We start from the raw sequence: 26,803 nt of genomic DNA, 5'->3' as shown, positions 1-26,803 counted from the left end.
ATCACTCGGGCGCGGGTGGACCGAAGAGCTCGGGCCACCACGCCACAGCGAAGGCGTAGCCGACGAAGCTCACGATGTCGAGGATCCAGTGCGCCACGACGAGCGGCAGCACGCGTCCGAAGCGGTGGTAGCACCAGCCGAAGAGCACGCCCATGACCACATTCCCGATGAACCCGCCGAACCCCTGGTAGAGGTGGTAGCTCCCGCGCAGGATTGCGCTCAGCCCGACCACGGCCCACGGGCGGAATCCCAGCTTGCGCAAACGGTCGAACAGGTAGGCGACGACGATCACCTCCTCGCCGACTGCGGCGCGGAGGGCTTGCAGAATGAGCACCGGGACCGTCCACCAGTAGGCGTCGATCGCCGCGGGAACCACCGTGGTGTTGATGCCGATCTCTTTGGCGAAGAGGTAGAACAGGATGCCGGGAGCGCCGATGATCAGGGCCAGCAGCAAGCCGCCTCCGGTCTCGCGCCCCCACCAGAATCGCGAGGCGCCAGGGATCCGACCCCACCCGAGCGCCCCGAGATGGGGACGCGAACTGCGCCAGAGCAGGAAGCACACGAGTGCGACCGGGGCGAGTCCGAACGCGAAGCCGAGCAGCTGATAGATCAGGTCGAAGAGGGGACGTTCGGCGAGGGTGCGGTTGATCGTCGCGGCCTGATCGGAGAGCGCGGTGTCGCGGGTGACGCGCTCGATGATCTGCACGATCGCATAGACGCCCGACGCGCCGAACGAGAGCGCGAGTACGATACCGAGCTCCCAGCGCAGGCGCACGTGAGACGCGGAGGGGAAGCCGCGGTCGCCAGTCTGCACGAGGTCAGCGTAGCGCCTCGGCTTCGTGCGTCGCTGGTGGGTACGCCGACACTGAGCGATGTCTGTCACTCACGTTTCTCGGAAATGCACAAGTCTGCAAAGAATTTTCCGTCGAACTTGCTGTCAGACAGATTTTCTCGTTAATCTGGCGGAGCTTATTGCCGATGATGAGGTGCTCGCTGTCGAGCGCTTCGTCGTGTCTCTGGAGAAATCAATGAAGAAAACTCTGCTGGGAACTGCTGTACTCGGAGCCGGGGCGCTCCTGCTGACCGCCTGCGCCGGGGGCGGATCGGGCGGTGACGGCGGCTCCGGGGGCGCGATCACGGTCGGCACCACCGAGGTCGTCACCTCGCTCGATCCGGCCGGTGCCTACGACAACGGGTCGTTCGCCGTCATGACGAACGTGTACCCCTTCCTGATGAACAACCCCGTCGACGAGTCCGAGGTCGCCCCCGACATCGCGGAGTCCGCCGAGTTCACGGCGCCGACCGAGTACACGGTGAAGCTCAAGGAAGGGCTCACCTTCGCGAACGGCAACGACCTCACCAGCTCCGACGTGAAGTTCACCTTCGACCGTCTGGTCACCATCAGCGACCCGAACGGCCCGCAGGACCTGCTGGCGAACCTCGACAGCATCGAGACCCCCGACGACACGACAGTGGTCTTCACGCTCAAGTCGGAGGACGACCAGACCTTCCCGCAGGTGCTGTCGAGCCCGGCCGGGCCGATCGTGGATGAGGAGGTCTTCCCGGCCGACGCCGTCGCCGACGACGCCGCGATCGTCGAGGGCAAGCCGTTCGCCGGCCCCTACTCGCTCGACAGTTTCGACAAGGGCAACCTCGCCTCGTTCACCGCGAACGAGAACTACCAGGGCCTCTGGGGCGCTCCCGCGACCGACACCGTCAACGTGAAGTACTTCGCGAACGAGTCGAACCTCAGCCAGGCGATCGAGACGCAGGGCGTCGATGTCGCGTTCCGCAGCCTCTCGGCCACCGACGTGGAGAAGTTCGAGGGCACCGACGGCCTGAATGTCGTGAAGGGCCCGGGCGGCGAGATCCGGTACATCGTCTTCAACTTCGACACCATGCCGTATGGTGCGCAGACCGACGACGCGGATGCCGAGAAGGCGAAGGCGGTTCGCCAGGCGGCCGCCGACCTCATCGATCGCGAGAAGCTGTCCGAGCAGGTCTTCAAGGGCACCTACGCACCGCTCTACGGCCACGTTCCCGAGGGGCTCTCGGGTGCGGGCGATCCGCTCATGGGCCTCTACGGCGACGAGGCGGGCGGTCCGGACGCGGCGAAGGCCGCGCAGCGTCTCGAGGACGCGGGAGTGGAAACCCCCGTCTCGCTGCAGCTCCAGTACGCCGGAGAGCGCTACGGCGCAGCGTCGGCCGAAGAGTACGCGCAGATCAAGGCGCAGCTCGAAGCCGACGGACTCTTCGCGGTCGACGTGCAGTCCACCGAGTGGACCCAGTACTCCAAGGACCGGGTCGAGGATCTGTACCCGGCGTATCAGCTCGGCTGGTTCCCCGACTACTCGGACGCCGACAACTACCTCACCCCCTTCTTCCTCGAGGGCGGGTTCCTGGAGAACCACTACAACAACGATGAGGTCAACGACCTGCTGCGCGAGCAGCTCGTCACGACCGACGCCGATGCCCGTGCCACGAAGATCGAGGAGGTGCAGGAGGTCCTCGCCGAAGATCTCTCGACCCTGCCGATGCTGCAGGGCGAGCAGGTCGCCGTTGCGGTCGACGGCGTCGACGGCGTCACCCTCGACGCATCGTTCAAGTTCCGTTTCGGAACATTGACGAAGTAACGGGAGTCCGCGCCTTCCATGGTCATCACCGACACCTCACTCACCGCCCCGCGTGCTCGAACGCGGGGCGGTGGTGGGCTCGGGCGCTACATTCTGTGGCGCGCGCTGCTCATCATCCCCACCATCTTCATCCTGGTGACGATGGTCTTCGTGCTCATGCGCTCGATCGGCGACCCGATCACGGCGTCGGTGGGCGATCGACTGCCTCCGGCGCAGCTCGCGGAGCGGATCGCGGCGGCCGGATACGACCGGCCCGTCATCGTGCAGTACCTCGAATATCTCGGCAACGTGCTGCGCGGAGACTTCGGGACGACGATCAGCGATAACCGCGCCGTCACCGAGGTGCTGCTCACCTTCGGCACCGCGACGCTGGAGCTCGTGATCTACACGCTCATCGTGGCGCTGCTCGTCGGCATTCCGCTCGGCATGCTCGCCGCCTACTACCGCGACCGCGGACCGGACGCCGTGCTGCGCGTCTTCGCGATCTTCACCTACGCGACGCCGGTGTTCTTCTCCGGCCTCATCATGAAACTGATCTTCGGCATCTGGTTGGGGTGGCTTCCGGTCTCCGGTCGAGCGTCCGTCGCGACCGAATTGCAGCTGCAACTCGTGCAGAATCCGAGCGGAATCTATCTCATCGATGCGATCCGCACCGGAAACTCCGAGAACGTGATCGATGTGCTCGCGCACGCGGTCCTTCCCGCCCTCACGCTGGGGCTCATGACCGCAGGCGTCTTCCTCCGGCTCGTGCGCACGAACATGATCGGCACGATCGGTCGCGAATACGTCGATTCCGGCCGATCACGCGGCGTGGGCGAGTTCCGTCTCGTCACGAAGCACGCGTACCGCCCCGCGCTGATCCCGATCATCACCGTCATCGGCATGCAGATCGCCCTGCTGCTCGCGGGCGCCGTGCTCACCGAGACGACGTTCGAGTGGAAGGGCCTCGGCTTCCAGCTCGCGCAGTACCTGAGCGCGCGCGACTTCGTCGCCGTGCAGGGCATCGTGGCGCTCCTCGCGGTGATCGTCGCCGTCAGCAACTTCGTCGTCGACGTGCTCGCCGCAGTCATCGATCCGAGAGTGAGGTACTGACATGAGTGCGACTCACGTGGAGCGCGCCTGGCACTCCTGGCCGCTCGTCAAGCAGGTGAGGCAGAGCGTCGGTCTGCAGCGCGGCATGCTCATCGCGGGGCTCACCCTGCTCGGGCTGTTCCTGCTCATCGCGATCTTCGCCCCGCTGCTCGCCCCTTACGGCTACTCGACGCTGAACGATCCCGATGGCGACTTCGGATCGCTCAGCGCCCCGTCGGCCGCCCATCCGTTCGGGACGACGATCGCCGGATACGACGTGCTCTCGCGCGTCATCTGGGGATCGCGAACCGCGTTCTTCGTCATCGTGATCGCGGTGGTGTGCTCGATCTTCGCGGGAACGCTGCTGGGTCTCGTCTCCGGCTTCCTGGGCGGCTGGCTCGACCGGGTGATGGTCATGCTGGCCGATGCGATCTACGCTTTCCCGTCCCTGCTGCTCGCGATCGTCATGTCCATCGTGATCTCGGGCGGTCAGTCGAGCCTCTGGGGCGGCATCCTCGCCGCCTCGATCTCGATCACGGTGGTCTTCATTCCGCAGTACTTCCGTGTGGTGCGCTCCGAGGTCATTCGGGTGAAGGCCGAAGCGTTCGTCGAGTCCGCGCGCGTCATCGGTGCGAGCCGCGGTCGGATCATGTTCCGGCACATTCTGCGCAACTCGACCCGGTCGCTGCCGCTCGTCTTCACGCTGAACGCCTCCGAGGCGATTCTCACGCTGGCGGGTCTCGGATTCTTGGGCTTCGGCATCGAGCCGAACTCCGCGGCCGAGTGGGGATACGACCTCAACAAGGCGATCGCCGACGTCTCGAACGGCGTCTGGTGGACGAGCCTGTGGCCTGGCCTCGCGATCGTGCTGGTGGTGATGGGACTCACGCTCACGGGCGAGAGCCTCAACGATCTCGCCGACCCGCGGTTGCGCAGTCGTCGCCGCGCCAAGCGGGGGAGCGGCAGTGTCGCTCAGACGTCGATGGTGCCGGTGCAGGCGAGTGGCGCGTCGTCGCCCGAGGAGGATTCCCGATGAGACACATTCTCGATATTCAAGACCTCGAGGTCACGTTCGCGACGGACCACGGTCCGATCACCGCCGTCGACGGCGTCTCGCTCACGGTCGAACCCGGCCGCGTGCTCGCGGTCGTTGGCGAATCGGGGTCGGGCAAGTCGGTGACGGCGCGCGCCGTACTCGGTCTGCTCGCCGAGACCGCGACCGCGTCGGGTGCCGTGGTGCTCGCGGCCCGCGACGGCTCGGGCGTGAGCGATGTGACGGCCATCTCCGCGGATCATCTGCGCGAGGTGCGCGGCCGCGACGTGGCGATGGTGTTCCAGGAGCCGTCGACGGCGTTGAACCCGGTCTTCACGATCGGGTGGCAGATCGCCGAGGGGCTGCGTGCGCACGAGAAGCTCTCGCGGAAGGCCGCGCGAACGCGTGCGATCGACATCCTGCGCAAGGTGGGCATTCCCGATCCGGAGTCGCGCGTCGACTCATATCCGCACCAGCTCTCGGGCGGGCAGAAGCAGCGCGTCGTCATCGCGATGGCGCTGGCGCTCGGACCGGGGCTCATCGTCGCCGACGAGCCCACGACGGCGCTCGATGTCACGGTGCAGGCCGAGATCCTCGACCTGCTCCGGGATCTGCGCGACGAGTTCGGCACTGCGATCCTGCTCATCACCCACAACATGGGTGTCGTCGCCGATCTCGCCGATGACGTCGCCGTGATGTACCAGGGCAAGGTCGTCGAGCAGGCGCCCGTGGCCGAGCTCTTCGCCCACCCTCGGGAGGCATACACGCAGAATCTGCTCGCGGCCGTGCCGAAGCTGGGGGAGCGCCGCGCGCAGGCGGTGGAGCGCGCTGAGCGGCGGTCGGCGGACGCTCCGCGTGCTCCGCTCGTCGTGGCTCGAGGACTGGAGATCCAGTACCCCGGTCGCTTCGGCAAACCCGGGTTCCGCGCGGTCACGGGCGTCGATTTCGAGATCGGTGCCGGCGAGGTCTTCGGCCTCGTCGGTGAATCCGGATCGGGCAAGTCCACGATCGGGCGCGCGATCGCCGGCCTGACGCCCGTCACCGGGGGCTCGCTGCAGGTGCTCGGCCACGAGATGCTCGGGTACCGCGAGCGCGACTTCCGAGCCACGAGGCGCGACATCGGCTTCGTGTTCCAGGATCCGGCGTCGAGCTTCAACCCGCTGCTCACGATCGCCGAGTGCGTCGCCGAGCCGCTGATCGTGCAGGGGCTCGCGAAGGACGCACGGGCGGCTCGGAAACGGGTCGACGAGTTGCTCGAGGCGGTGCAGCTGCCGCGGAGCTACGGCGATCGGTACCCACACGAGCTCTCGGGCGGACAGCGTCAGCGCGCCAGTCTCGCGCGCGGGCTGATCCTGGGTCCGAAGCTGCTCATCGCCGACGAGCCGACGAGCGCGCTCGACGTCTCGGTGCAGGCGCGTGTGCTCGATCTGTTCGTCGAGCTGCAGTCAGAGTTGGGGTTCTCGTCGCTCTTCATCACGCACGACCTCGCGGTCGTCGACGCCCTCGCGGATCGGCTCGGCGTGCTGTATCGCGGAGAGCTCGTCGAAACGGGCACGTGCGCCGAGGTGCTCGGGAACCCGAGAGAGGCCTACACCCAGCGCCTGCTCGCGTCGCTGCCGGTTCCCGATCCGGGAGAGCAAGCGGAACGACGGAAGCTGCGCGTCTGACGGCGGTCGCGGGTCGGCCGAGGATTCCGCTTCAGCGGCATCCGGAGCCGACCGTTGCCCTCGGGACGGACCCTTGGGGGCAATCGACAGATTGTACCAGTCTCGTATTTCCTCGCAATACGGACTGGATGGTCTCCACAAAACCTGTCCGACAACCGGGCAGCTTCATGGAGGAAGTCACGGACATTGCGGGATGGTTGAAATCGATGCCTTTTCGCGACCGAATCGAGGTGAGGTCGCGATTAGGGTAGTGGGCGGTACACCCGAGTACCGCGGCCGGCCGGCACTGTTGCTCTGCGCTTCGGTTGCGGTGCGCAACAATACAAAGGAGTTCTGACGTGGCGCGTTCACGCATGGCAATGGGAATGCTGTCTCTGGCAGCAGCTGGCGCACTGGTGCTGACCAGTTGCTCCGGCGGCGGCGGAGAGTCCGACGCGGGCAGCACGCCCGAGGGTCGCATCTCGGTCAACAACACGGAACCGCAGAAGGGTCTTCTCCCTGCGGACACCACCGAGGTGGGCGGCGGCAAGGTCGTCGACGCGCTCTGGGAGGGCCTCGTTTACTACGACGCCGAGGGCGCGACGCAGATGGGTGTCGCAGAGTCCATCGAGTCCGGTGACGACGGCGTGTGGACCGTCAAGCTGCGCGAGGATGCAGTGTTCTCGGACGGCACCCCGGTGCAGGCGCACAACTTCGTCGATGCGTGGAACTACGCGGCGAACGTCGACAACGCGCTCGGCAACCAGTACTTCTTCTCACCGATCAAGGGCTTCAGCGAGACCGAGCCGGTCGAAGAGATGGAAGGGCTGAAGGTCGTCGACGACTACACCTTCACGGTCGACGCGAGCCCCGACTTCCCGGATCGCCTCGGCTACTCGGCCTACTACCCGCTGCCCGACGTCGCATTCGACGACATGGAGGCGTTCGGCCAGAACCCGATCGGCAACGGTCTCTACGCGTTCGACGGCGACGACGCCTGGAAGCACGATGTCGAGATCAACCTCGTCGCGAACGACTCCTACGTCGGTCCGCGCGAGGTCTCGAACGAGGGCATCCACTTCAAGATCTACGCGTCGCTCGATGCGGCCTACGTCGACCTGCAGGCCGGCAACCTCGACGTGCTCGACCAGATCCCCGAGACCTCGTTCTCGGTCTTCGAGGACGAACTGGGCGACCGCGCCATCAATCAGGCCGGTGCGCTGAACACGACGCTCACCATCTCAGCGAACCTGCCGCACTTCGGCGAGGACGAAGAGGGCAAGCTGCGCCGCGCTGCACTTTCCATGGCGATCGATCGCGACGAGATCATCGACACCATCTTCGAGGGCACGAACATCGCCGCCACCGATTTCTCCTCGCCCGTCGTGGACGGCTACAAGGACGACCTCGAGGGCAGCGAGAAGCTGCAGTTCAACCCGGAAGAGGCTCAGAAGCTGTGGGCCGAGGCCAATGAGATCTCCGAGTTCGAGGGCACCATCGAGGTCGCGACGAACACCGATGGACCGCACCTCGCCTGGATCGAGGCCGTGGCCAACCAGTGGATCAACACGCTCGGTGTCGAAGCCGCTCCGAAGCCGTACCCGACCTTCCAAGCGTTCCTGGACGACCGAGAGGCCGACACCGTCGGCGGCCCGTTCCGCGCCGGCTGGCAGGCCGACTACCCGGGCATGTACAACTTCATGCAGCCCCTGTACTACACGGGTGCAAGCTCGAACCACGGCTTCTACGCCAATGAAGAGTTCGACAACATGCTGGACGAGGCCGTGAACTCGGATGATCACGACCAGATGATCACGAAGCTCCAGGACGCACAGGAGATCCTGCTCGAGGATCTGCCGTCGATCCCGCTCTGGTACCAGGGCACGACCGGTGGGTACAGCGAGCGCGTCGACAACGTCGCGTTCGGTTGGAACTCCGTGCCGCTCTTCAACGAGATCACCGTCACCGAATAACCCAGACCGCGTGCAGCTCCGGCGTCTTCCCGTCGCTGGAGCTGCACGCGTGTTGATCCTCAGGAATACACATCCCATGCACACACGAGCCGACCGCCGGGGAGCGAGCCTCTCATGCTGAGATACATCATTCTCCGCGTCCTCCAGGTGGTGCCCGTCCTTCTCGGCACCACGTTCCTCATTTACTTCATGGTCTTCGCCATGCCGGGCGACCCCGTCGCGGCGATGTTCGGCGACAAGGTGCCGAGCGAGGCCGTCCTGGAGCGCCTGCGCGAGCAGTACAACCTCGACAAGCCCTTCTTCGTGCAGTACCTGCTGTACCTCAAAGGCATCTTCGTCGGAGACTTCGGCATCAGCTTCTCGGGCGAACCCGTCTCTCAGGTGCTCGCGCGCACGTTCCCGATCACGATCAAGCTCGCCCTGATGGCCATCGCCATCGAGCTCGTCATCGCGATCGTCATCGGTCTCTTCTCAGGCCTGCGCAAGGGATCGTTCTTCGACAACATCAACCTGATCATCGCGCTCATCCTATTGAGCCTGCCGATCTTCGTCGCGGCATTCGTCGGTCAGTACGTGTTCGGCTTGCAGCTCGGCTGGTTCAGTCCGACGGTCGGCGGTTCGGCCCCGACGAAGGACCTCATACTCCCCGCGCTCGTGCTCGGTGTCAGTCTCTACGCGACGAGCATGCGCCTCACGCGCTCGTCGGTCATCGACACGCTCAACCAGGATTTCGTGCGCACCGCATACGCCAAGGGCCTGCCGCGGGGCCGCGTCATCCCGGTGCACGTGCTGCGCAACTCCCTGATCCCGACCATCACCAACACCGCGACCGACTTCGGCACGCTCATGGTCGGTGCGACCGTGACCGAGGGCATCTTCAACGTGCCCGGTGTCGGCAACGTGCTCTTCAACGCGATCCTCCGCGGCGAGAACGCGACGGTCGTCTCTTTCGTCACCGTGATGGTGCTCATCTACCTCGGCGTGAACCTGCTCATCGATCTGCTCTACGCCGTGCTCGACCCGAGGATCCGTTATGCCTGAATCTCAGAACCGCTCCTCGCGCCCGCCCATGGAGCACTTCGTCGCCCCGGTCGACGAGACCCCGGTCGCGGCCGTCGATGCCGTGCGCGTCGACGAGAAGAAGTCGAACCTCTGGCTCGACGCCTGGCGCGACATGCGCCGTCGGCCGATGTTCTGGATCGCATCGGTGATCATCGTGCTCGTGCTCGCGGTCTCCGCGTTCCCGAATCTCTTCACGCAGATCGATCCGCGCTCCTGCTCGCTCGCATTCTCGAACGCCGGGCCGGCCACCGGGCATCCCCTCGGCTTCAACAACCAGGGCTGCGACGTCTACTCGCGCATCATCCACGGAACGTCCACCTCGGTCTCCGTCGGTTTCCTGGTCATCGTGCTGACGTTCGTGATCGGCGGCATCATGGGTTCGCTCGCCGGATACTTCGGCGGCTTCATCGATACCGTGCTGTCGCGCGTCGGCGACATCTTCTTCTCGGTGCCTTACATCCTCGCCGGCATCATCGTGATGAGCGTGCTCGCCGACTACCGCAACCCGCTGGTCATCGCGCTGGCGATCGGTGGCTTCTCGTGGCCGATCTCGGCTCGCATCCTGCGCAGCGAGGTGCTGCGCGTCAAGAACTCGGACTTCGTGACCGCATCGGAGGCGCTCGGCGTCTCCCGCTTCAAGACGCTGCTGCGTCACGTCTTCCCGAATGCGGTGGCGCCGCTCATCGTGGTGACGACGCTCTCGCTGGCGTCCGCGATCGTGGCCGAAGCGGTGCTCTCCTTCCTCGGTGTCGGACTGCCGCCCGGAGAGTTCATCAGCTGGGGCAATGACATCAGCAGCGCGCAGCGCACGCTGCGCACCGATCCGGCGCCGCTCATTTACCCGTCGGTCGCGCTGACCATCACCGTCCTCGGGTTCATCCTGATGGGCGAGGTCATTCGCGACGCGCTCGACCCGAGAGCGAGGGCGCAGCGATGACGAACGCACCACGACAGACGGAAGCATCCGACATGGAACCGATTCTCAGCGTGCGCGATCTCAAGGTCGCGTTCTCCAGGCACAAGCAGGACAACGAAGTGCTCCACGGCGTGAGCTTCGACGTCTACCCGGGCGAGACCGTGGCGATCGTCGGCGAGTCGGGGTCGGGCAAGTCGACGACCATGCACGCGGTGATCGATCTGCTTCCGGGCACGGGCCGGGTCACCGAAGGATCGGTGATGTGGCAGGGTCGCGAACTCGTCGGTTCCCGTCGCCGCGACATGGAGTCTCTGCGCGGGCGTGAGATCGGCCTCGTGCCGCAGGATCCGATGTCGAACCTGAACCCGGTCTGGTCGATCGGCTTTCAGGTCGAGGAGGCGATTCGCGCCAACGGTCTCGCGAAGAACCGCAAGGACGTGAAGGCCCGAGCCATCGAAGTGCTGCAGCAGGCGGGCTTGCAGGATGCCGAGAAGCGTATGCGGCAGTACCCGCACCAGTTCTCCGGTGGCATGAAGCAGCGCGCGCTCATCGGCATCGGTCTCGCCGCGAACCCGCAGCTGCTCATCGCCGACGAGCCGACCTCGGCACTGGACGTGACGGTGCAGCGGGTGGTGCTCGATCACCTCCAGTCGTTGGCCTCCGAGCGGGACACCGCTGTCGTCTTCATCACGCACGACCTGGGCCTGGCGGCCGAGCGCGCCGAGAAGCTCATCGTGATGTACCGCGGCAACGTCGTCGAGTCGGGTCCCAGCCGGGAGATCCTGCAGGATCCGAAGCACCCCTACACCCGCCGTCTCGTCTCGGCAGTGCCGAGCCTGGCGTCGCGGCGACTCGGGTCGTCGCCCGATGTCGCGCCCGCGCCCACCGAGTCGTTCGACATCGCCTCGCTCGCCGAGACGGAACTGAAGGATCGTCAGATCGGTGCTCCGCTGGTCGAGGTCACCGATCTCACGAAGGTCTACAAACTCCGGAAGGGTAACTTCGGGCACGAGGATCTGACCGCCGTCGACCGCGCCTCCTTCACCATCAACCGCGGCGAGACGATGGCGCTCGTGGGTGAGAGCGGTTCGGGCAAGTCGACGATCGCGAAGATGGTGCTGCAGCTCGAGAAGCCGACATCCGGTTCGATCAGGATCGACGGCGCCGACACCACGCAACTGGGGTCGAAGCAGCTCTTCGATCTGCGTCGCAAGCTGCAGCCCGTGTTCCAGGACCCGTACGGTTCGCTGGATCCGCTGCGCAACATCGGCAACACCATTATGGAGCCGTTGAACGTGCACAAGGTCGGCGACAGCGCTTCACGCCGGGCGCGCGTGCTCGAGCTGCTCGATCAGGTCTCGCTACCGCGCGAACTGGCCACCCGGTACCCGAACGAGCTGTCGGGCGGTCAGCGCCAGCGCGTCGCCGTCGCTCGCGGGCTCGCGCTGAAGCCCGAGATCCTCGTGCTCGACGAAGCGGTGTCGGCTCTCGACGTGCTGGTGCAGGCGCAGGTGCTCGAGCTGCTCGCCGAGCTGCAGCGCGATCTCGGACTGACCTACCTGTTCATCACGCACGACCTCGCGGTCGTGCGCCTCATCGCCGACCGGGTCTGCGTGATGCGCAGCGGGGAGATCATCGAGCAGGCCACCACCGATGAGGTGTTCGAGAACCCCCGTGAGGAGTACACGAAGAACCTGCTCGCGGCGATCCCGGGCGCAAGCCTCAACATCGGCGCGTAATCGCGCCGATGTTCAGAGGGCCGACGTGCGCATCCGTTAGAATTGCACGTCGGCCCTTCTCGTGCGATGCTCCAGCCTCGCATCTTCGGCACTCCACGCCGCCGACACCACGCTGATTTCGTTAGGAACCACCTTTATGGCTCTCGCCACTCGCGAAGACCTCCGCAATGTTGCCATCGTCGCCCACGTCGACCACGGGAAGACGACCCTCGTCGACGCCATGCTCAAGCAGACGAACTCCTTCGACGCGCACACCGAGGTCGACGACCGTGTGATGGACTCCAACGATCTCGAGCGCGAGAAGGGCATCACCATCCTCGCGAAGAACACGGCCATCACGTACGAGGGCGCCCACGCGCAGAACGGTCCCATCGTCATCAACGTGATCGACACCCCCGGTCACGCCGACTTCGGCGGCGAGGTCGAGCGCGGGCTGTCGATGGTCGACGGCGTGGTGCTGCTCGTCGACGCGTCCGAGGGCCCGCTGCCGCAGACCCGCTTCGTGCTCCGCAAGGCGCTCGAGGCGAAGCTGCCCGTGATCCTCGCCGTCAACAAGACGGACCGGCCCGACGCGCGCATCGAAGAGGTCGAAGGCGAGGCGCAGGATCTGCTCCTCGGCCTCGCGTCCGACCTCAGCGAAGAGCACCCCGACATCGACGTCGACGCAGTGCTCGACGTGCCGACCGTGTACCTCTCCGGCCGTGCCGGTGCTGCTTCGCACACCCGTCCGGGTGACGGCGAGCTGCCCGACAACACCGATCTGGAGCCGCTGTTCGAGACGATCCTGAACCAGGTGCCGGCGCCGACGTACGACGACGAGCACCCGCTGCAGGCGCACGTGACGAACCTCGACTCCTCGCCGTTCCTCGGCCGCATCGCGCTGCTGCGCGTGCACAACGGCTGGATCAAGAAGGGCGAGACCGTCGCCTGGGTCAAGCAGGACCAGACGGTGCAGAACGTGCGCATCACCGAGCTCATGCTTACCAAGGCGCTGACCCGTTACCCGGCCGAGCAGGCGGGCCCCGGCGACATCGTCGCGATCGCCGGCATCGAAGACATCACCATCGGCGAGACGATCGCCGATGCCGAAGACGTGCGTCCGCTGCCGACCATCACCGTCGATGAGCCCGCCATCTCGATGACGATCGGTGCGAACACCTCGCCCCTCGTCGGCAAGGTGAAGGGCCACAAGCTCACCGCCCGCATGATCAAGGACCGGCTCGACCGCGAGCTCATCGGCAACGTCTCGCTCCGCGTGATCGACACCGGTCGCCCCGATGCGTGGGAGGTGCAGGGCCGCGGCGAGCTCGCCCTCGCGATCCTCGTCGAGAACATGCGCCGCGAGGGCTTCGAGCTCACCGTCGGCAAGCCGCAGGTCGTCACGCGCGAGGTGAACGGCAAGGTGCACGAGCCTTACGAGCACCTCACGGTCGACACCCCTGAGGATCACCTCGGCGCCATCACGCAGCTGCTCGCCGCGCGCAAGGGGCGCATGGAGAACATGACGAACAACGGCACGGGCTGGGTGCGCATGGAGTTCATCGTGCCGTCGCGCGGACTCATCGGCTTCCGTTCGGAGTTCATGACGATCACCCGCGGCACCGGCATCGCGAACGCGATCTCGCACGGGTACGGCGAATGGGCCGGCACCATCACGACTCGCAACAACGGCTCGATCGTGGCCGACCGCTCCGGTGTGGTGACCCCGTTCTCGCTCATCAACCTGCAGGAGCGCATGTCGTTCTTCGTGCAGCCCACGCAGGAGGTGTACGAGGGCATGGTCATCGGTGAGAACTCGCGTTCCGAAGACATGGACGTGAACATCACCAAGGAGAAGAAGCTCACCAACATGCGGTCGGCGAACGCCGACACGTTCGAGTCGATGACGCCGCCCCGCCAGCTGACCCTCGAGGAGTGCCTCGAGTTCGCCCGCGAGGACGAGTGCGTGGAGGTCACCCCCGAGCACGTGCGCATCCGCAAGGTCGAGCTCGCGGCGACTTCGCGCGCCCGCAGCGCATCGCGGCTCAAGAACCAGGCGAAGTAGCCGGGTCTGCGCATCACCCGGTCGCCGCTAGACTGGCCGGGTGATGCGACACTTCCTCCGCGACGATGATCTCAGCCCCGATGAGCAGCGCGAGGTGCTCGACCTCGCCGCCCGTCTGAAGCGGGAGCCGTTCGCCGAGCGACCGCTGGAAGGCCCGCGTTCGGTCTCCGTCTTCTTCGACAAGACCTCGACGCGCACGCGTTTCAGCTTCGCCGCCGGTATCGCCGAACTCGGGGGCAACGCGATCATCGTGAACCCCGGTGAGGCGCAACTCGGGGCCAAGGAGTCGATCGCGGACACCGCTCAGGTGCTCTCGCGCATGGTCGACATGATCGTCTGGCGCACCTTCGCCCACTCGGGGCTCGAAGAGATGGCCGCTCACGCGACCGTGCCGGTCATCAACTCGCTCTCCGACGACTTCCACCCGTGCCAGATCCTCGCCGATCTGCAGACCATCCGGGAACGCAAGGGCGAGCTCGCCGGCCTCACCGCCGCGTATGTCGGCGATGCGGCGAACAACATGGGCCACTCGTATCTGCTCGGCTTCGCGACGGCGGGTATGCACATTCGCGTGGCCGGCCCCGCGGGGTATCATCCGCGCGCCGACATCGTGCGCGACGCCGAGCGCATCGCGGCGCAGACCGGCGGGAGCGTCACGGTGACCACCGATGTCGACGCGGCCGTGTCGGGTGCCGACGCCGTCATCACCGACACGTGGGTGTCGATGGGGCAGGAGTCCGAGAAGGCCGCCAGGGTGGAGACCTTCGGCGCCTACCGCGTGACCCCCGAATTGATGGATCGTGCCGATGACGACGCGATCTTCCTCCACTGCCTGCCGGCGTACCGCGAGTTCGAGGTCGCCCCCGAGGTGATCGATGGCCCGCAGAGCGCCGTCTGGGATGAGGCCGAGAACCGCGTCCACGCCCAGAAGGGGCTCATGGTCTGGCTGCTCTCGCGAGCCTGAACCGCCCCGTCGACCCAAGACTGCCGTAGATAGAGAGATACCCCCTATGACTTCCGAGAGCCAGAACTCCGCTTCGGGTAACCGTGCCGCTGAAGCGGGCGCACTTTGGGGCGGACGCTTCGCCAGCGGCCCGTCGCCCGCGCTCGCCGCGCTGAGCAAGTCCACCCACTTCGATTGGATCCTCGCGCCGTACGACATTCGCGGCTCGAAGGCGCACGCCACGGCCCTCGCCGCGGCCGGGTACTTGAGCGATGACGAACTGCACGATATGCGCGCTGCGCTCGACGAACTCGCCGCCCGCGTCGCCGACGGGCGATTCGTCGCCGCCGAGAGCGATGAAGACGTGCACTCGGCGCTCGAACGCGGGCTCATCGACATCACCGGCGTGCAGCTCGGCGGAAAGCTCCGCGCCGGCCGCAGCCGGAACGACCAGATCGCCACGCTCGTGCGGCTCTACCTCATCGATCACGCGCGAGTCATCGCCGCACTGCTGACCGACCTCGCCGAGGCGATCCTTGAGCAGGCCTCGGCCCACGCCGAGGCGATCCTGCCCGGTCGTACCCACCTGCAGCACGCTCAGCCGGTACTGCTCGCGCACCAGCTCGGCGCACACGCCTGGCCGATCATCCGCGACCTCGAGCGGCTGCGCGACTGGGCCCAGCGGGCGAGCGCGTCGCCGTACGGCGGGGGCGCCCTCGCCGGCAGCTCACTCGGGCTCGATCCGCGACTCGTCGCGGAGGAGCTCGGACTCGGGGCCCCGCTCGAGAACTCCATCGACGGCACCGCCGCACGCGACGTGGTCGCCGAGTTCGCGTTCGTGTGCGCCCAGATCGGGATCGATCTCTCCCGCTTCGCGGAAGAGATCATCATCTGGAACACGAAGGAGTTCGGCTTCGTGCAGCTGCACGACGGCTTCTCGACCGGATCCTCGATCATGCCGCAGAAGAAGAACCCCGACATCGCCGAACTCGCGCGCGGCAAATCGGGTCGTCTCATCGGCAACCTCACCGGCCTGCTCGCCACACTGAAAGCGCTGCCGCTCGCCTACAACCGTGATCTGCAGGAGGACAAGGAGCCGGTCTTCGACTCCGTCGACCAGCTCGAGCTGCTGCTGCCGGCATTCACCGGCATGGTGGCCACCATGCGCTTCGACGAGCGGCGCATGGCCGAGCTCGCGCCGCAGGGCTTCTCGCTCGCGACCGATGTCGCCGAGTGGCTCGTGAAGCAGGGCGTGATCTTCCGCGACGCGCATGAGATCTCGGGCGAGCTCGTGCGCTACTGCGAGGAACGCGGCATCGAGCTCGACGAGCCGAGCGACGCTGAGCTCCGCACGGTCTCCGAACACCTCACGCCGGGTGTGCGCGAGGTGCTGACGATCGAAGGGTCGGTGAACTCCCGGCTGGGCGCCGGCGGAACCGCGAGGGCGCGCGTCGACGAGCAGCTCGCGCGTCTTGCCGAACGGGTCGCCGAGTTCCGCGTCTGAACGCGATACACTCTCTGCGTGTCGGTAACGAGTGAACGCGCAGAGATCCTGGCCTCCCAGCGGAACGATGACAGCTTCGAGACGCTGTGGGACGAGCTCGAGTGGCGTGGGCTGATCCACGTCTCCACTGATCAGGGGGCGCTGGCCGAAGCGCTCGAGGGCGATCCGATCGCCTATTACTGCGGGTTCGACCCGACGGCGGCGAGCCTGCACCTCGGCCATCTCGTGCAGTTGCTGCTCATGCGCCGCTTGCAGCTGAAGGGGCACCACCCGATCGGTCTCGTCGGCGGGTCGACGGGGCTGATCGGCGACCCCCGCCCGACCGCGGAGCGCACCCTGAACTCCCCGGAGGTGGTGGGGGAATGGGTGCAGTCGCTCGGCGAGCAGGTCTCGCGGTACCTCGACTTCGACGGAGGGAACGGCGCGAAGCTCGTCAACAACCTCGACTGGACGGCACCGATGAGCGCTATCGACTTCCTCCGCGAGATCGGCAAGTACTTCCGCGTGGGCACGATGATCAAGAAGGACATCGTCGCCACGCGTCTGAACTCCGACGAGGGGATCAGCTACAGCGAGTTCAGCTACCAGATCCTGCAGGGGCTCGACTACCTCGAGCTGTTCCGCCAGTACGGATGCCGACTGCAGTCGGGCGGCAGCGATCAGTGGGGCAACCTCACGAGTGGCACGGAACTCATCCGCAAGGTCGAGGGGGAGCACGTGCACGCGATCGGCACGCCGCTGATCACCAACTCGGACGGCACGAAGTTCGGCAAGAGCGAGGGCAACGCCATCTGGTTGAACCCCGAGATGTGCTCGCCGTACGCGTTCTACCAGTTCTGGCTGAACCAGGCAGACGCCGACGTGATCGACCGGTTGAAGGTCTTCACCTTCCTCTCGCGCGCAGAGATCGCGGAGTACGCCGAGCAGGTCGAGCGCGAACCGTTCAAGCGCGCCGCCCAGAAGCGCCTCGCGATCGAGGTGACCACGCTCGTGCACGGAGCGGCGGCCGCGCAGGGAGCGATCGATGCGTCCGGAGCGCTCTTCGGTCGCGGAGAGCTCGATGCACTGGATGCGCCCTCGCTCGCCGGTGCCGTGCACGAGCTGCCGCGCGCGATCGGGACCGTCGGAGCCCCCATCACGCAGTTGCTCGTCGACGCCGAACTCGTGTCGAGCCTCGGTGAGGCGCGCCGAGCGCTGACGCAGGGCGGGGTGTACCTCAACAATGTTCAGCTCGAGGATCAGGATCGCGTGCTCGGTGCCGACGACCTGCTGCACGGCCGGTTCGCCGTGCTGCGTCGCGGCAAGAAGACGCTCGCCGGAGTAGTCGTCGACTCCACGTCGGACGCGTAATGGCCGCGGAGCGCGGGAGCGCGGGAGTGCGCATCGCCCTGCTGCAAGCGGAGGCCGCCCCGCTCGATCCGGAAGCGAATCTGAGGACACTGCGGGACGCGGCCGGGACGGCGCGGGACGCCGGTGCTGCACTGCTGCTGACGCCCGAGCTCTTCTTGACGGGCTACGCTCCGGCGCAACTTCGCTCATGGATGGCACCGGAGCTCGTCGATGGTCTTCCTGCCCGTGTGGCGACGCTCGCCCGGGAGTGCGGCGTCGCGATCGTGACGAGTTTCCCGGTCGCTCGTGTCGACGGCTCCTTCGGCATCGCGGCGAGTCTCACCGATGCGTCGGGAGCGGAACTGCTGCGGTACGAGAAGGTGCACCTCTGGGGCGACGATGAACGGGCGGCGTTCTCCGCATCCACCGCACCGCCGACTGTCATCGAGTGGAACGGACGGCGCGTCGCGCTGCAGATCTGCTACGACATCGAGTTCCCCGAACCCGTCCGTCTGATCGCCGAGCGCGGTGCGGACCTCGTGCTCGTGCCCACGGCGATCGACGGGTTCTCCGCGTATGTTCCCGAGGTGCTGGTGCGCGCCCGTGCCGCCGAGAACGCACTCGTCGTCGCCTACGCGGATTATCCGCGTACTCAGGGATTCGTCGGCGCGGCCCGAACGGACTTCGCCGGACTCAGCGTCGTCGCGGGCCGGGAGGGAGTCGTGCTCGCAGAGGCGGGGGCCGATGCGGAGATCCTCATCGCCGACGTTCCCGGCCCGGAGGAGCGGTCGCCGCACGCTGCGGACTACCTGCGGGATCGCCGGCCAGACCGGTACGCGGACTGGCGCTGAGGCGGTCGCCCTCGCCGTACTGCTCCTTCACGATGCGCAGATTCGACCAGGACTCCACACCGGATACCTCGTCGAAGCCGCGCAGTCGATCCATCACCTCGAGCAGCTCCTCCGTGCTGTCGGTGGAGATGGTGGCGATCATGTCGAAGGTGCCGACCGTCACGGCGAGAAATTCGGGTTCGAGCGCACGGACGCGTGCGACCGCGTCGTCGATGCGCCCGTGCACGTGGATGCCCACCCCGAGAGAGGCGCCGGTGAGGTGGGTGCCGCGCACGGGTATTCCCACGACCTTGATCGCTCCGTGCTCGACCAGGCGCTCGAAGCGCAGTCGCGCCCCGCTCGGTGAGACGCCGGCGGCGGCCCCGAGTTCACGAAACGAGGCACGACCGTCGGCCTGTAGGTGACGGACGATGGCGCGGTCGGCATCATCCACTTGAAAGCGGGTGCGACGGGCCCAGAGCGGTGAGAAGAGGTTCACTTCGATGGACTCGTACATGTGCGTGCGGATGTTCAGCACCTGGGGCAGGCTGCGGACGGCATCGACGGTCTGTCGCAGATGGGGATCGGCGCCGACGCGGATCTCGGCGTCGAGCGCGAAGCCACCGCTGATCACCGCCACGAACGTGGTCTCGGGCATGGCGACAAGTGCGTCGCGCACCGGCGCCACCGGTCCGTCGACAGCGATCTGCAGGTAGGCGAAGCGTTCGAGCCCCATGAGGTCCGGGCTGATGGAGACTGCGAGCCGCAGCTCGTCGCGGTCGAGCGCGCCCTGCACGGTCTGAGTCACCTGTCGCCGGGTGACCCCGAGTCGCTCGGCGATGCGGGCGTAACTCGCTCGTCCGTTGTCGCGCAGTTCGCGGAGCACTCCGAGTCGCAGATCATCGGTATCCATGACGTCACCTCGGGCAATCGTACGCGGATCGGCAGACCGCGAGCGGGCAAATATGCAGTCATTGCTCATTCTAGGCGGACATTGCATCGCTTTGTGTGCCCGATAGGTACGATTGTGCAGATCACTACGGTGTGTGGTGTTGTTCTGTGTTGTGCGCGTCGGTCGACCCACTTAGGCTGACGATGTTCTACGCCGCAGTGGCGGGTCACAAGGAGGTCGGACCCCATGAATCATCAGAGTCAGCTCGACGACGAGCTGGAGCGCCGGTTGATCGAACTCGAATCCGTGGAGGCCGCAGACCCGGTCCATGCCGCACTCGGCGGCAGGAGTCTCGGGTGGTTTCTCGGCGTCGTGCTCGGCATCACCGCCATTGCCTGGATCGGATCGGCGCTGTGAACTCCGCGAAGCACGAGACGACCGAGACGCAGGCGGTGCGCGTCGAGCAGGCCGTGGCCCGCGAGGCGACGTTCGGGTCGCTTCCGCTACTGAAAGCCGAGCGAGTGTGGCGCGCGGGTGACTTCAGTTGGGTCACCATCAGCCTCGCGATCGCGACATGGGCGTTCCTGACCGGAGGATCGACGGTACTCCTCGTCGGGTTCACCGATGGCATCGCAGCGATGCTCATCGGCAACAGCCTCGGTCTGGCGATCATGGCGCTCGGCAGCGTGATGCTCAGTCAGCGTCTCGGCGTCGAGCAGTATCGTGCCCTCAAATCGGTGTTCGGCATCGTCGGCGTCGGCATCGTGGTGTTCACGGTCGTCCTCCTCGTCGAAATGGGGTGGACCTCGCTGCTCGGCGTCATGTTCGGACGCGCCTTCACCGAGATCTCGAATCAGGCGTTCGGAGCGGGGCTCGATACGTTCGGGCCGCTCGTGACGGTCTTCGCACTCGCCGCCATCTTCGTCGGATGGATCGTGCTCTCGCGCGGTCCGGTCACGATCAGCAAGCTCAACCGCTTCGTCGCCCCCGGACTGATCGTCATCGTCACCGCCATGATGGTGCTGCTGATGTCGCAGCACTCCTGGAGCGATCTGCTCGCCGCACCTCCCATGGCGCCGTTCGAGAACGAGCAGCTGAACTTCATGATGGCGGTCGAATTCAATCTCGGCGCAGGCCTCTCCTGGTGGCCGGTCATGGGATCCCTATCGCGACTGACCCGCGGCCCCCGGGCGGCACTGTGGCCCGCCTACGGCGGCATCATTCTCGGCACCGTCGCGGCGCAGATCGTCGGAATGGCCGCGGCGCTCATGATCGGCGAGGCGGATCCGACGGCGTGGATGGTGCCGCTCGGCGGTCCGATTCTGGGCGTGTTGACACTGCTCTTCGTCGGCTTCGCGAACGTGACGAGCATGGCGTCCATCGCGTACTCGACGGTGCTCGCAGTGAAGCAGTCGAGCGGTGAGGTGCTCACCCGTGTGCGCTGGCCTCTGCTCTGCGCCGGATTCCTCGTGCTCCCGGCGATCCTCAGCTTCTTCCCCGGCTTCATGTACGAGAAGTTCATGACCTTCGTGGTCATCTCGGGCGCCTTCATCGCCGCACTGTGCGGGGTGATCATCGCCGATTATTTCATCGTGCGTCGTCAGCGGATCTCGCTGCGCGCCCTCTACGCCAGCGGCGCTGATGACCCGATGCGGTTCACCGGCGGCGTGAATGTGGCAGCGATGGCCGCCGTCGTGATCGCGTCGGCGTTCTACCTCTGGATCTACAACCCGATCACGCTCGAGACCCAGGCGATCTTCGCCTACGCGACGGCGACGATTCCGACGGTCGTCATCGCCATGGTGGCGCACGTCGTCTTGACGAACGTGCTGTACGTGCGCCGCGGCCGCGGCGCGTACCGCGACATCGACACCTTCGCGGCCGCCGGGAGGAAGTAATGCAGGCTCAGACCATCGACGTGCGAGCGGCCGTCTATCGCGGCGACGCCGACGGGCGGACCGAGGTCGAAACGCTCCGTCTCGATCCACCGTGGCAGGGCGAAGTGCGCGTGCGCGTGCGTGCCGCAGGCGTCTGCGGATCGGACCGTCACGTGCTCGACGGGGAGTGGCAGGTGCCGCTTCCCGCAGTCATGGGCCACGAGGCGGCGGGCGTCATCGAGGCGGTCGGACCCGGTGTCACCCACCTCGCCGTCGGCGACCACGTGGTCATCGCCTGGCATCAGGCGTGTCAGCGGTGCGGCGAATGCGCGAGCGGAAAGCCGTGGGCGTGCCGGTATGCGCAGTCGAACGATTCGCTGCTGCCCGACGGAACGACGCGCTGGACGGACCGCGATCGATCCGCCGCCTACCCGTACCTGGCCGTCGGTGCCATGAGCGAGTACATCGTCGTGCCCGAGTTCGCGGCGATCCGCATCGATTCCCGCGTTCCCTTCGCCGTGGCGAGCCTGATCGGCTGTTCGGCCGGCACAGGGTACGGAGCAGTCGTGAACAACGGGAAGGTGCTGGCGGGAGAGTCGGCGGTGGTGGTCGGAGCCGGCGGCGTCGGACTTTCGATCATCGCGGCACTGCGGCTCGCGGGTGCGACGCCGATCGTGGCGGTCGACATCTCCGAGCAGAAACTCGCAGAGGCCGAGCGTGCGGGTGCGACCCACACCGTGATCGGGGGAACCGATCTCGGCGATCGGATCTCCGAGATCACTGGCGGTGGCGCGGATGTCGCCTTCGAAGCCATCGGTCGGGTGCAGACGATGGAGCAGCTGCCCGGCCTCATCCGCCCGGGTGGTCGCGGCGTCTTCGTCGGGCTTCCGCCCGAAGATCAGCCGCTGATGATCGACGGACTGCAGCTCGCGTACGACGGAAAGACGCTGATCGGGTCGAACTACGGCGGCCTGGTGCCGGCGCGCGACTTCCCGCGGATCGCACGGGCCTACCTGGCAGGGTCGTTTCCGGTCGACGCGCTCATCAGCACCACGATCCGTCTCGATCAGGTCGACGACGCGTTCGACGCCATGCGTCGCGGGGAGCGGACGCGCAGCGTCATCGTCTTCGACGACTGATCGGGATCACCCCGCTCCGCTCCATGCCGCGGGCACCAGGGTCCACACCGTGGTCGCACCCCGAGGGCCCGCCCGCCAGTTGTGAGGCGTATTACCGGGAAACGTCAGCGTGTCACCCGCGACGAGTTCTTCGATCCGGTCGTTGAACGAGACCGTGAGTTCGCCGCTGATGAGGTGCAGCACCTCGACGCTGCAGTTCACGGTGTAGAGCTCGTCGCCCCCGTCGGCGTCCGGTGCGAGGGTCGAGTGGATGACCTGGAGGCGCTCCTCGCTGCGGGGCGTCACCAGGCGTTCGTCGGCACCGCGACCGCCCATGTTGATGCGCGGAGCATCGTCCAACGAGAGCCGCTGTACATCGGGCGCTTCGAACAGGCTGCCGATGGGAAGCGAGAGCGCTTCGCAGATCTGCACGAGCGAGGTGAGACTGGGCTGGGTGTCGTCGCGTTCCACACGACTGAGGAACCCCTTGGTCACCTGCGTGGCAGCGGCGAGCTGTTCGAGGGTGAGCCCCTGCGCGAGACGTGACGCGCGCAGTCGCGCGCCGATCCGTACCGGCTGCTGCCCGGCAGTGGGGTGGACTGGACGCATCGGGATCCCTATCATGAGATTGTTCACCTACAGAGTTCTTCTGTTTACTATATGACAACTTGAAGGGAAGGGACACGTGTCCGCTCACACCCCCCAGGGCCCGGTCGATGCCAGCAAGACACCCCGGTACGCCGGTCTCGCCACCTTTGCGAAGCTGCCCCGCATCGAGGATGTGCCCGAGGCCGACATCGCGATCGTCGGCGTGCCGTTCGATACCGGCGTGAGCTACCGGCCCGGCGCACGATTCGGGCCGAACCACGTGCGCGATGCGTCGCGCCTGCTGCGTCCGTACAACCCGGCGCAGGACGTGTCCCCGTTCGCGAGCGTCCAGGTCGTCGACGCGGGTGACATCGTCGCGAACCCGTTCAATCTGGATGAGGCGGTGCAGCAGGTCGATGACGCCGCCACCGAGCTCGGAGAGCAGGTCGACAAGATCGTCACGATCGGCGGCGATCACACGATCGCGTTGCCGCTGCTGCGGGCGATCAACAAGAAGCACGGTCCGGTGGCGGTGCTGCACTTCGACGCCCACCTCGATACCTGGGACACCTACTTCGGTGCGCCGACCACGCACGGGACCCCGTTCCGCCGGGCGTCTGAGGAGGGGCTGATCGATCTCACCGCGAGTATGCACGGCGGCACTCGCGGCCCGTTGTACGGCAAGGGCGACCTCGACGACGACGCGAAACTCGGGTTCCAGATCGTGACGAGCGAGTTCATCGAGGAGGAGGGCGTGCCCGCCGCGCTGCGGCGGATCAGGGATCGGGTGGGTGACAAGCCGCTGTACATCTCGATCGATATCGACGTGCTCGATCCCGCTCATGCGCCGGGCACGGGTACGCCGGAGGCCGGGGGACTGACCAGTCGCGAGATGCTGCGTCTGATCCGCGGGCTCGCTGATCTGCACATCGTCGGCGCGGACGTCGTCGAGGTCGCGCCGGCGTACGATCATGCGCAGATCACGGCGGTGGCGGCAAGCCACGTCGTATACGAGCTCGTGAGCGCGATGGCGGCGCGGGTCTGACACGGTTCGGCACGAGCGGGGGAATCATGACGAGTCCGGAGACCATGGCGGTCAACCTCGATGGAGCCGAGGGATCGGCCGGACCGGTGCGCGGCACCCAGGGCCCGTTCCGGATCGGCATGATCTGGCTCGCCGCGAACCTGGTCGTGACGACCCTGCTCACCGGCACACTGTTCGTGCCGGGCGTCAGCTTCGCGGTCGCGACGACGATGATCGTGGTCGGCACGCTCATCGGTGTCGGGGTGCTCGTGCTCGTCGGCAACATGGGGACGAGAACCGGGTTGCCGACGATGGCGCTCACGCGCGGGTCGTTCGGCATCCGGGGGAGTCTGCTTCCGGCTGCAGCCAACCTGGTCGTGCTCATGGGCTGGAGTTGGGTGCAGGCGATGCTTGCCGGAGTGACGGTGAACGCCCTCGTGTTCTCGGCGACCGGCTTCTCGAACCCGGCGCTCTTCTCGGCACTGTGCCAGGGGATCGTCGTCGTCCTGGCGATTTTCGGGCACACCGGGATCTCGCGCGTCGAGCCGTGGCTCGCGGTCCTCATTCTCGTGGTCATGGGGTTCGTGTTCGTGGCGGCGTTCGGTACGTTCGCCCCCGGAGATTTCGCCGCGATCCCCGTCGATCCCGAGCTCGGCGGATCGCCCCTGGTCACCCTCGACCTGGTCATCGCGACCGCGATCTCGTGGACCGTGCTCTCGGCGGACATGAATCGTCATGCGCGCAGCAGCGTCGCCGGCGTCGTCGGAGCCGGCGTTGGCTACACGCTCTCGACGACGATCTCGATGTTCCTCGGTCTCGTCGCGTTCAGCGCGGTGCTGCTGCGCGGTGACGATGCGATCGCATTCGATCCGACCGTCATCGTCGCGGAGTTCGGGTGGCCGTTGGGCGTCGCGATCTTCCTCTCGGTCATGGCGACCAACACGATGGTGGTCTTCGGGATGGTGACCTCCGTGGTGAACGCGCAATCCCGGTGGCACCTCAGGTTCCTTCCGACCGCGATCGTGCTCGGCACCATCTCCATCATCGGATCGACATTCCTCGGTCTCCTCGATCAGTTCACCGACTTCCTCTTCGTGATCAGCGCGTTCTTCGTCCCGGTGTTCGCCATCATGATCGCCGACTACTACGTGCTGAAGCGGCGGGGGTACTCTCGGCAGCTGCTGCATGAGCGACCGGGAAGCCGGTACTGGTACCTCGGCGGAGCGAACTGGATCGCCGTCCTCGTCTGGATCGTCGGTGCGGCGGTCTCATATGTGCTGGCCTACGTCACTGCGAGCCCGATCGGAGCGAACATCCCCGCCTTCGTGCTGAGCTTCGCTCTGTACCTGGCGCTCATGGCGGCGTTCGGACGGGTGCGTGGCATGCGGCTGCGCGACCCCCGGGACAGTGCGCCGACCGGGCATCTGCTCGACGGTGCAGACCAGACCGCAGCGTTGCGTCTCGAGCACTGACGACCATGCGTCTCATCGACCTCACCCAGCCCATCACCTCCGGGATGCCGGTCTACCCGGGCGATCCCGCCGTCACCATCTCGTCCGCGTTGACCGTCGAGGCGGACGGTGTCGCCGTCACGAGACTCGATCTGGGAAGCCACACCGGCACGCACATCGACGCCCCCGCGCACTCCATCTCGGGTGGGAGTACCGTCGACGAGCTTCCGCTCACACTTCTCATCGGTCAGGCGGCCGTGCTCCACTGCACTGCGACGACCGGACCGACCATCACTCACGCCGATCTCGTCGGGGGCGTGCCAGACACCCTGCCGGAGATCGTCTGCATCGCCACGGGGTGGGATCGTCATTTCGGTTCCGTTCAGATGGAATCCCACCCGGGCCTCTCGATCGCGCTGGTCGAGATGCTGTGGGCGCGAGGGGCGCGGGTGCTCGGAGTCGACATGCTGAGTCCTGATCCGACGAGACCGTCCTCGGGGGCGGCGCTCGAGGTGCACGAGTACTGGCTCGGACGGGGCGGGGTCATCGTCGAGAACCTCACCTCCCTGACGACACTCCCGGGATCGGTGGAGATCTCGCTGCTTCCCCTTAATATTCGAGGAATCGACGGGTCTCCGGTGCGCGCGGTCGCCAAGCTGGCGGACACCGAAGCTCGCCCTGCCTGAGGGCAATTCCGCGGTTTGGTGCGGAGACACGCCCGGGGTGCGGGCGGTGTTTGCTGTGGGGAGCACGGTCCGCGTAATGTATTCCCTTGTCAGCGAGACGGAGTGAGACACGGAAGTGAGTCACTCGGAATCGTGAGCAGGACCTTCGGGTACATCCGCGGTCATGGCTTGAGAGTCGTGTGCGTCGGGGTGTACAGTGGAGATCCGCTTCTGCTCTCCGGGTCGAGAGCTTCACTTCAGGGTGAGGAACTTTTGGCCTGCCGGTCTGAGTATCGGTGTGATGAGCTGCGAATGAGATTTGCGGCTGGTGAGAGAGCCTGGTAAGCTTGACAAGTTGCCTATCGGATGCCCTGGTGAGGGGTTACGGTGGGTGTCTGGTCCTTGAGAACTCAATAGTGTGCACTTGATTGTCAAATGCCAATTTATTATCCCCGGCATCGATCA

22 protein-coding genes are annotated in these 26,803 nt (G+C 66.3%); 19 read left to right on the top strand and 3 right to left on the bottom strand.

Annotated elements, in window-relative coordinates; all coding sequences use genetic code 11:
- Position 1: 1 nt before the first annotated feature.
- Positions 2 to 814: a CPBP family intramembrane glutamic endopeptidase gene (locus J4H85_RS13110; RefSeq protein ID WP_208240559.1), complete on the bottom strand. Its 813-nt coding sequence runs from the start codon at positions 812 to 814 to the stop codon at positions 2 to 4.
- 214 nt (positions 815 to 1,028) lie between these two features.
- Here J4H85_RS13110 and J4H85_RS13105 point away from each other — a divergent pair, with 214 nt between their 5' ends.
- The 13 genes from J4H85_RS13105 (at position 1,029) to J4H85_RS13045 (ending at position 18,744) form a co-directional block, all read left to right on the top strand.
- Positions 1,029 to 2,633, top strand: a complete 1,605-nt coding sequence (locus tag J4H85_RS13105) for an ABC transporter substrate-binding protein (RefSeq protein ID WP_208240557.1) — start codon at positions 1,029 to 1,031, stop codon at positions 2,631 to 2,633.
- A gap of 18 nt (positions 2,634 to 2,651) precedes the next feature.
- Positions 2,652 to 3,725, top strand: a complete 1,074-nt coding sequence (locus tag J4H85_RS13100; RefSeq protein WP_208240555.1) for an ABC transporter permease — start codon at positions 2,652 to 2,654, stop codon at positions 3,723 to 3,725.
- 1 nt (position 3,726) lies between these two features.
- On the top strand, positions 3,727 to 4,740 hold the full coding sequence (locus J4H85_RS13095) for an ABC transporter permease (RefSeq protein WP_243893832.1): 1,014 nt from the start codon (positions 3,727 to 3,729) through the stop codon (positions 4,738 to 4,740).
- The gene (locus J4H85_RS13090) at positions 4,737 to 6,404 is read left to right on the top strand and encodes an ABC transporter ATP-binding protein (RefSeq protein ID WP_208240553.1); all 1,668 of its coding nucleotides are present in this window, start codon (positions 4,737 to 4,739) and stop codon (positions 6,402 to 6,404) included. Before J4H85_RS13095 ends, J4H85_RS13090 begins: the two co-directional genes overlap by 4 nt.
- Before the next feature lie 338 nt (positions 6,405 to 6,742).
- The gene (locus tag J4H85_RS13085; RefSeq protein WP_208240551.1) at positions 6,743 to 8,356 is read left to right on the top strand and encodes a peptide ABC transporter substrate-binding protein; all 1,614 of its coding nucleotides are present in this window, start codon (positions 6,743 to 6,745) and stop codon (positions 8,354 to 8,356) included.
- Between the two features lie 114 nt (positions 8,357 to 8,470).
- Positions 8,471 to 9,397, top strand: a complete 927-nt coding sequence (locus tag J4H85_RS13080) for an ABC transporter permease (RefSeq protein WP_208240549.1) — start codon at positions 8,471 to 8,473, stop codon at positions 9,395 to 9,397.
- Positions 9,390 to 10,355 (top strand): ABC transporter permease, encoded by a 966-nt coding sequence (locus J4H85_RS13075; protein ID WP_208240547.1) that lies wholly within the window; start codon positions 9,390 to 9,392, stop codon positions 10,353 to 10,355. Before J4H85_RS13080 ends, J4H85_RS13075 begins: the two co-directional genes overlap by 8 nt.
- Before the next feature lie 32 nt (positions 10,356 to 10,387).
- Positions 10,388 to 12,073: a dipeptide ABC transporter ATP-binding protein gene (locus tag J4H85_RS13070; RefSeq protein ID WP_243893831.1), complete on the top strand. Its 1,686-nt coding sequence runs from the start codon at positions 10,388 to 10,390 to the stop codon at positions 12,071 to 12,073.
- Between the two features lie 136 nt (positions 12,074 to 12,209).
- Positions 12,210 to 14,117, top strand: coding sequence for a translational GTPase TypA (gene typA, locus J4H85_RS13065; protein WP_208240543.1), 1,908 nt, complete (start codon positions 12,210 to 12,212; stop codon positions 14,115 to 14,117).
- A gap of 40 nt (positions 14,118 to 14,157) precedes the next feature.
- Positions 14,158 to 15,081, top strand: a complete 924-nt coding sequence (gene argF, locus J4H85_RS13060) for an ornithine carbamoyltransferase (RefSeq protein ID WP_208240541.1) — start codon at positions 14,158 to 14,160, stop codon at positions 15,079 to 15,081.
- 46 nt (positions 15,082 to 15,127) lie between these two features.
- Positions 15,128 to 16,564: an argininosuccinate lyase gene (gene argH, locus J4H85_RS13055; RefSeq protein WP_208240539.1), complete on the top strand. Its 1,437-nt coding sequence runs from the start codon at positions 15,128 to 15,130 to the stop codon at positions 16,562 to 16,564.
- Between the two features lie 18 nt (positions 16,565 to 16,582).
- Positions 16,583 to 17,914: a tyrosine--tRNA ligase gene (gene tyrS / locus J4H85_RS13050; RefSeq protein WP_208240536.1), complete on the top strand. Its 1,332-nt coding sequence runs from the start codon at positions 16,583 to 16,585 to the stop codon at positions 17,912 to 17,914.
- Positions 17,914 to 18,744: a nitrilase-related carbon-nitrogen hydrolase gene (locus J4H85_RS13045; RefSeq protein ID WP_243893830.1), complete on the top strand. Its 831-nt coding sequence runs from the start codon at positions 17,914 to 17,916 to the stop codon at positions 18,742 to 18,744. Before tyrS ends, J4H85_RS13045 begins: the two co-directional genes overlap by 1 nt.
- On the opposite strand, the gene J4H85_RS13040 is transcribed toward J4H85_RS13045, so the two are convergent.
- Entirely contained in the window at positions 18,650 to 19,636 is a 987-nt protein-coding gene (locus J4H85_RS13040; protein WP_208240534.1) for an Lrp/AsnC family transcriptional regulator, read from the bottom strand. The genes J4H85_RS13045 and J4H85_RS13040 overlap by 95 nt on opposite strands.
- 225 nt (positions 19,637 to 19,861) lie before the next feature.
- Here J4H85_RS13040 and J4H85_RS14095 point away from each other — a divergent pair, with 225 nt between their 5' ends.
- From J4H85_RS14095 to J4H85_RS13030, 3 genes are read left to right on the top strand one after another with little or no spacing between them, the layout of a single operon-like run.
- Positions 19,862 to 20,032, top strand: coding sequence for a hypothetical protein (locus J4H85_RS14095; RefSeq protein ID WP_243893829.1), 171 nt, complete (start codon positions 19,862 to 19,864; stop codon positions 20,030 to 20,032).
- The gene (locus tag J4H85_RS13035) at positions 20,029 to 21,513 is read left to right on the top strand and encodes a purine-cytosine permease family protein (RefSeq protein ID WP_307863697.1); all 1,485 of its coding nucleotides are present in this window, start codon (positions 20,029 to 20,031) and stop codon (positions 21,511 to 21,513) included. The genes J4H85_RS14095 and J4H85_RS13035 overlap by 4 nt, the downstream gene beginning before the upstream one ends.
- Entirely contained in the window at positions 21,513 to 22,631 is a 1,119-nt protein-coding gene (locus J4H85_RS13030; RefSeq protein WP_208240530.1) for an alcohol dehydrogenase catalytic domain-containing protein, read from the top strand. Before J4H85_RS13035 ends, J4H85_RS13030 begins: the two co-directional genes overlap by 1 nt.
- Before the next feature lie 6 nt (positions 22,632 to 22,637).
- Here J4H85_RS13030 and J4H85_RS13025 read toward each other — a convergent pair whose 3' ends face one another.
- The gene (locus tag J4H85_RS13025; RefSeq protein WP_208240528.1) at positions 22,638 to 23,219 is read right to left on the bottom strand and encodes a helix-turn-helix domain-containing protein; all 582 of its coding nucleotides are present in this window, start codon (positions 23,217 to 23,219) and stop codon (positions 22,638 to 22,640) included.
- 76 nt (positions 23,220 to 23,295) lie between these two features.
- Here J4H85_RS13025 and speB point away from each other — a divergent pair, with 76 nt between their 5' ends.
- Genes speB through J4H85_RS13010 form a run of 3 tightly spaced genes read left to right on the top strand, consistent with a single transcriptional unit; the run spans position 23,296 to position 26,359 of the window.
- Positions 23,296 to 24,243 carry an agmatinase gene (speB, locus tag J4H85_RS13020; RefSeq protein WP_208240526.1) on the top strand — a complete coding sequence of 316 codons (948 nt, stop codon included), beginning with the start codon at positions 23,296 to 23,298 and terminating at the stop codon, positions 24,241 to 24,243.
- Between the two features lie 26 nt (positions 24,244 to 24,269).
- The gene (locus tag J4H85_RS13015; protein ID WP_208240524.1) at positions 24,270 to 25,694 is read left to right on the top strand and encodes a purine-cytosine permease family protein; all 1,425 of its coding nucleotides are present in this window, start codon (positions 24,270 to 24,272) and stop codon (positions 25,692 to 25,694) included.
- Positions 25,695 to 25,699: 5 nt separating this feature from the next.
- Entirely contained in the window at positions 25,700 to 26,359 is a 660-nt protein-coding gene (locus J4H85_RS13010) for a cyclase family protein (protein WP_208240522.1), read from the top strand.
- Positions 26,360 to 26,803 lie beyond the last annotated feature (444 nt).

It is taken from the genome of Leucobacter tardus (genome assembly GCF_017583045.1).
Taxonomy (GTDB): domain Bacteria; phylum Actinomycetota; class Actinomycetes; order Actinomycetales; family Microbacteriaceae; genus Leucobacter; species Leucobacter tardus.
This window is presented reverse-complemented; position numbering and strand designations above follow the sequence as displayed.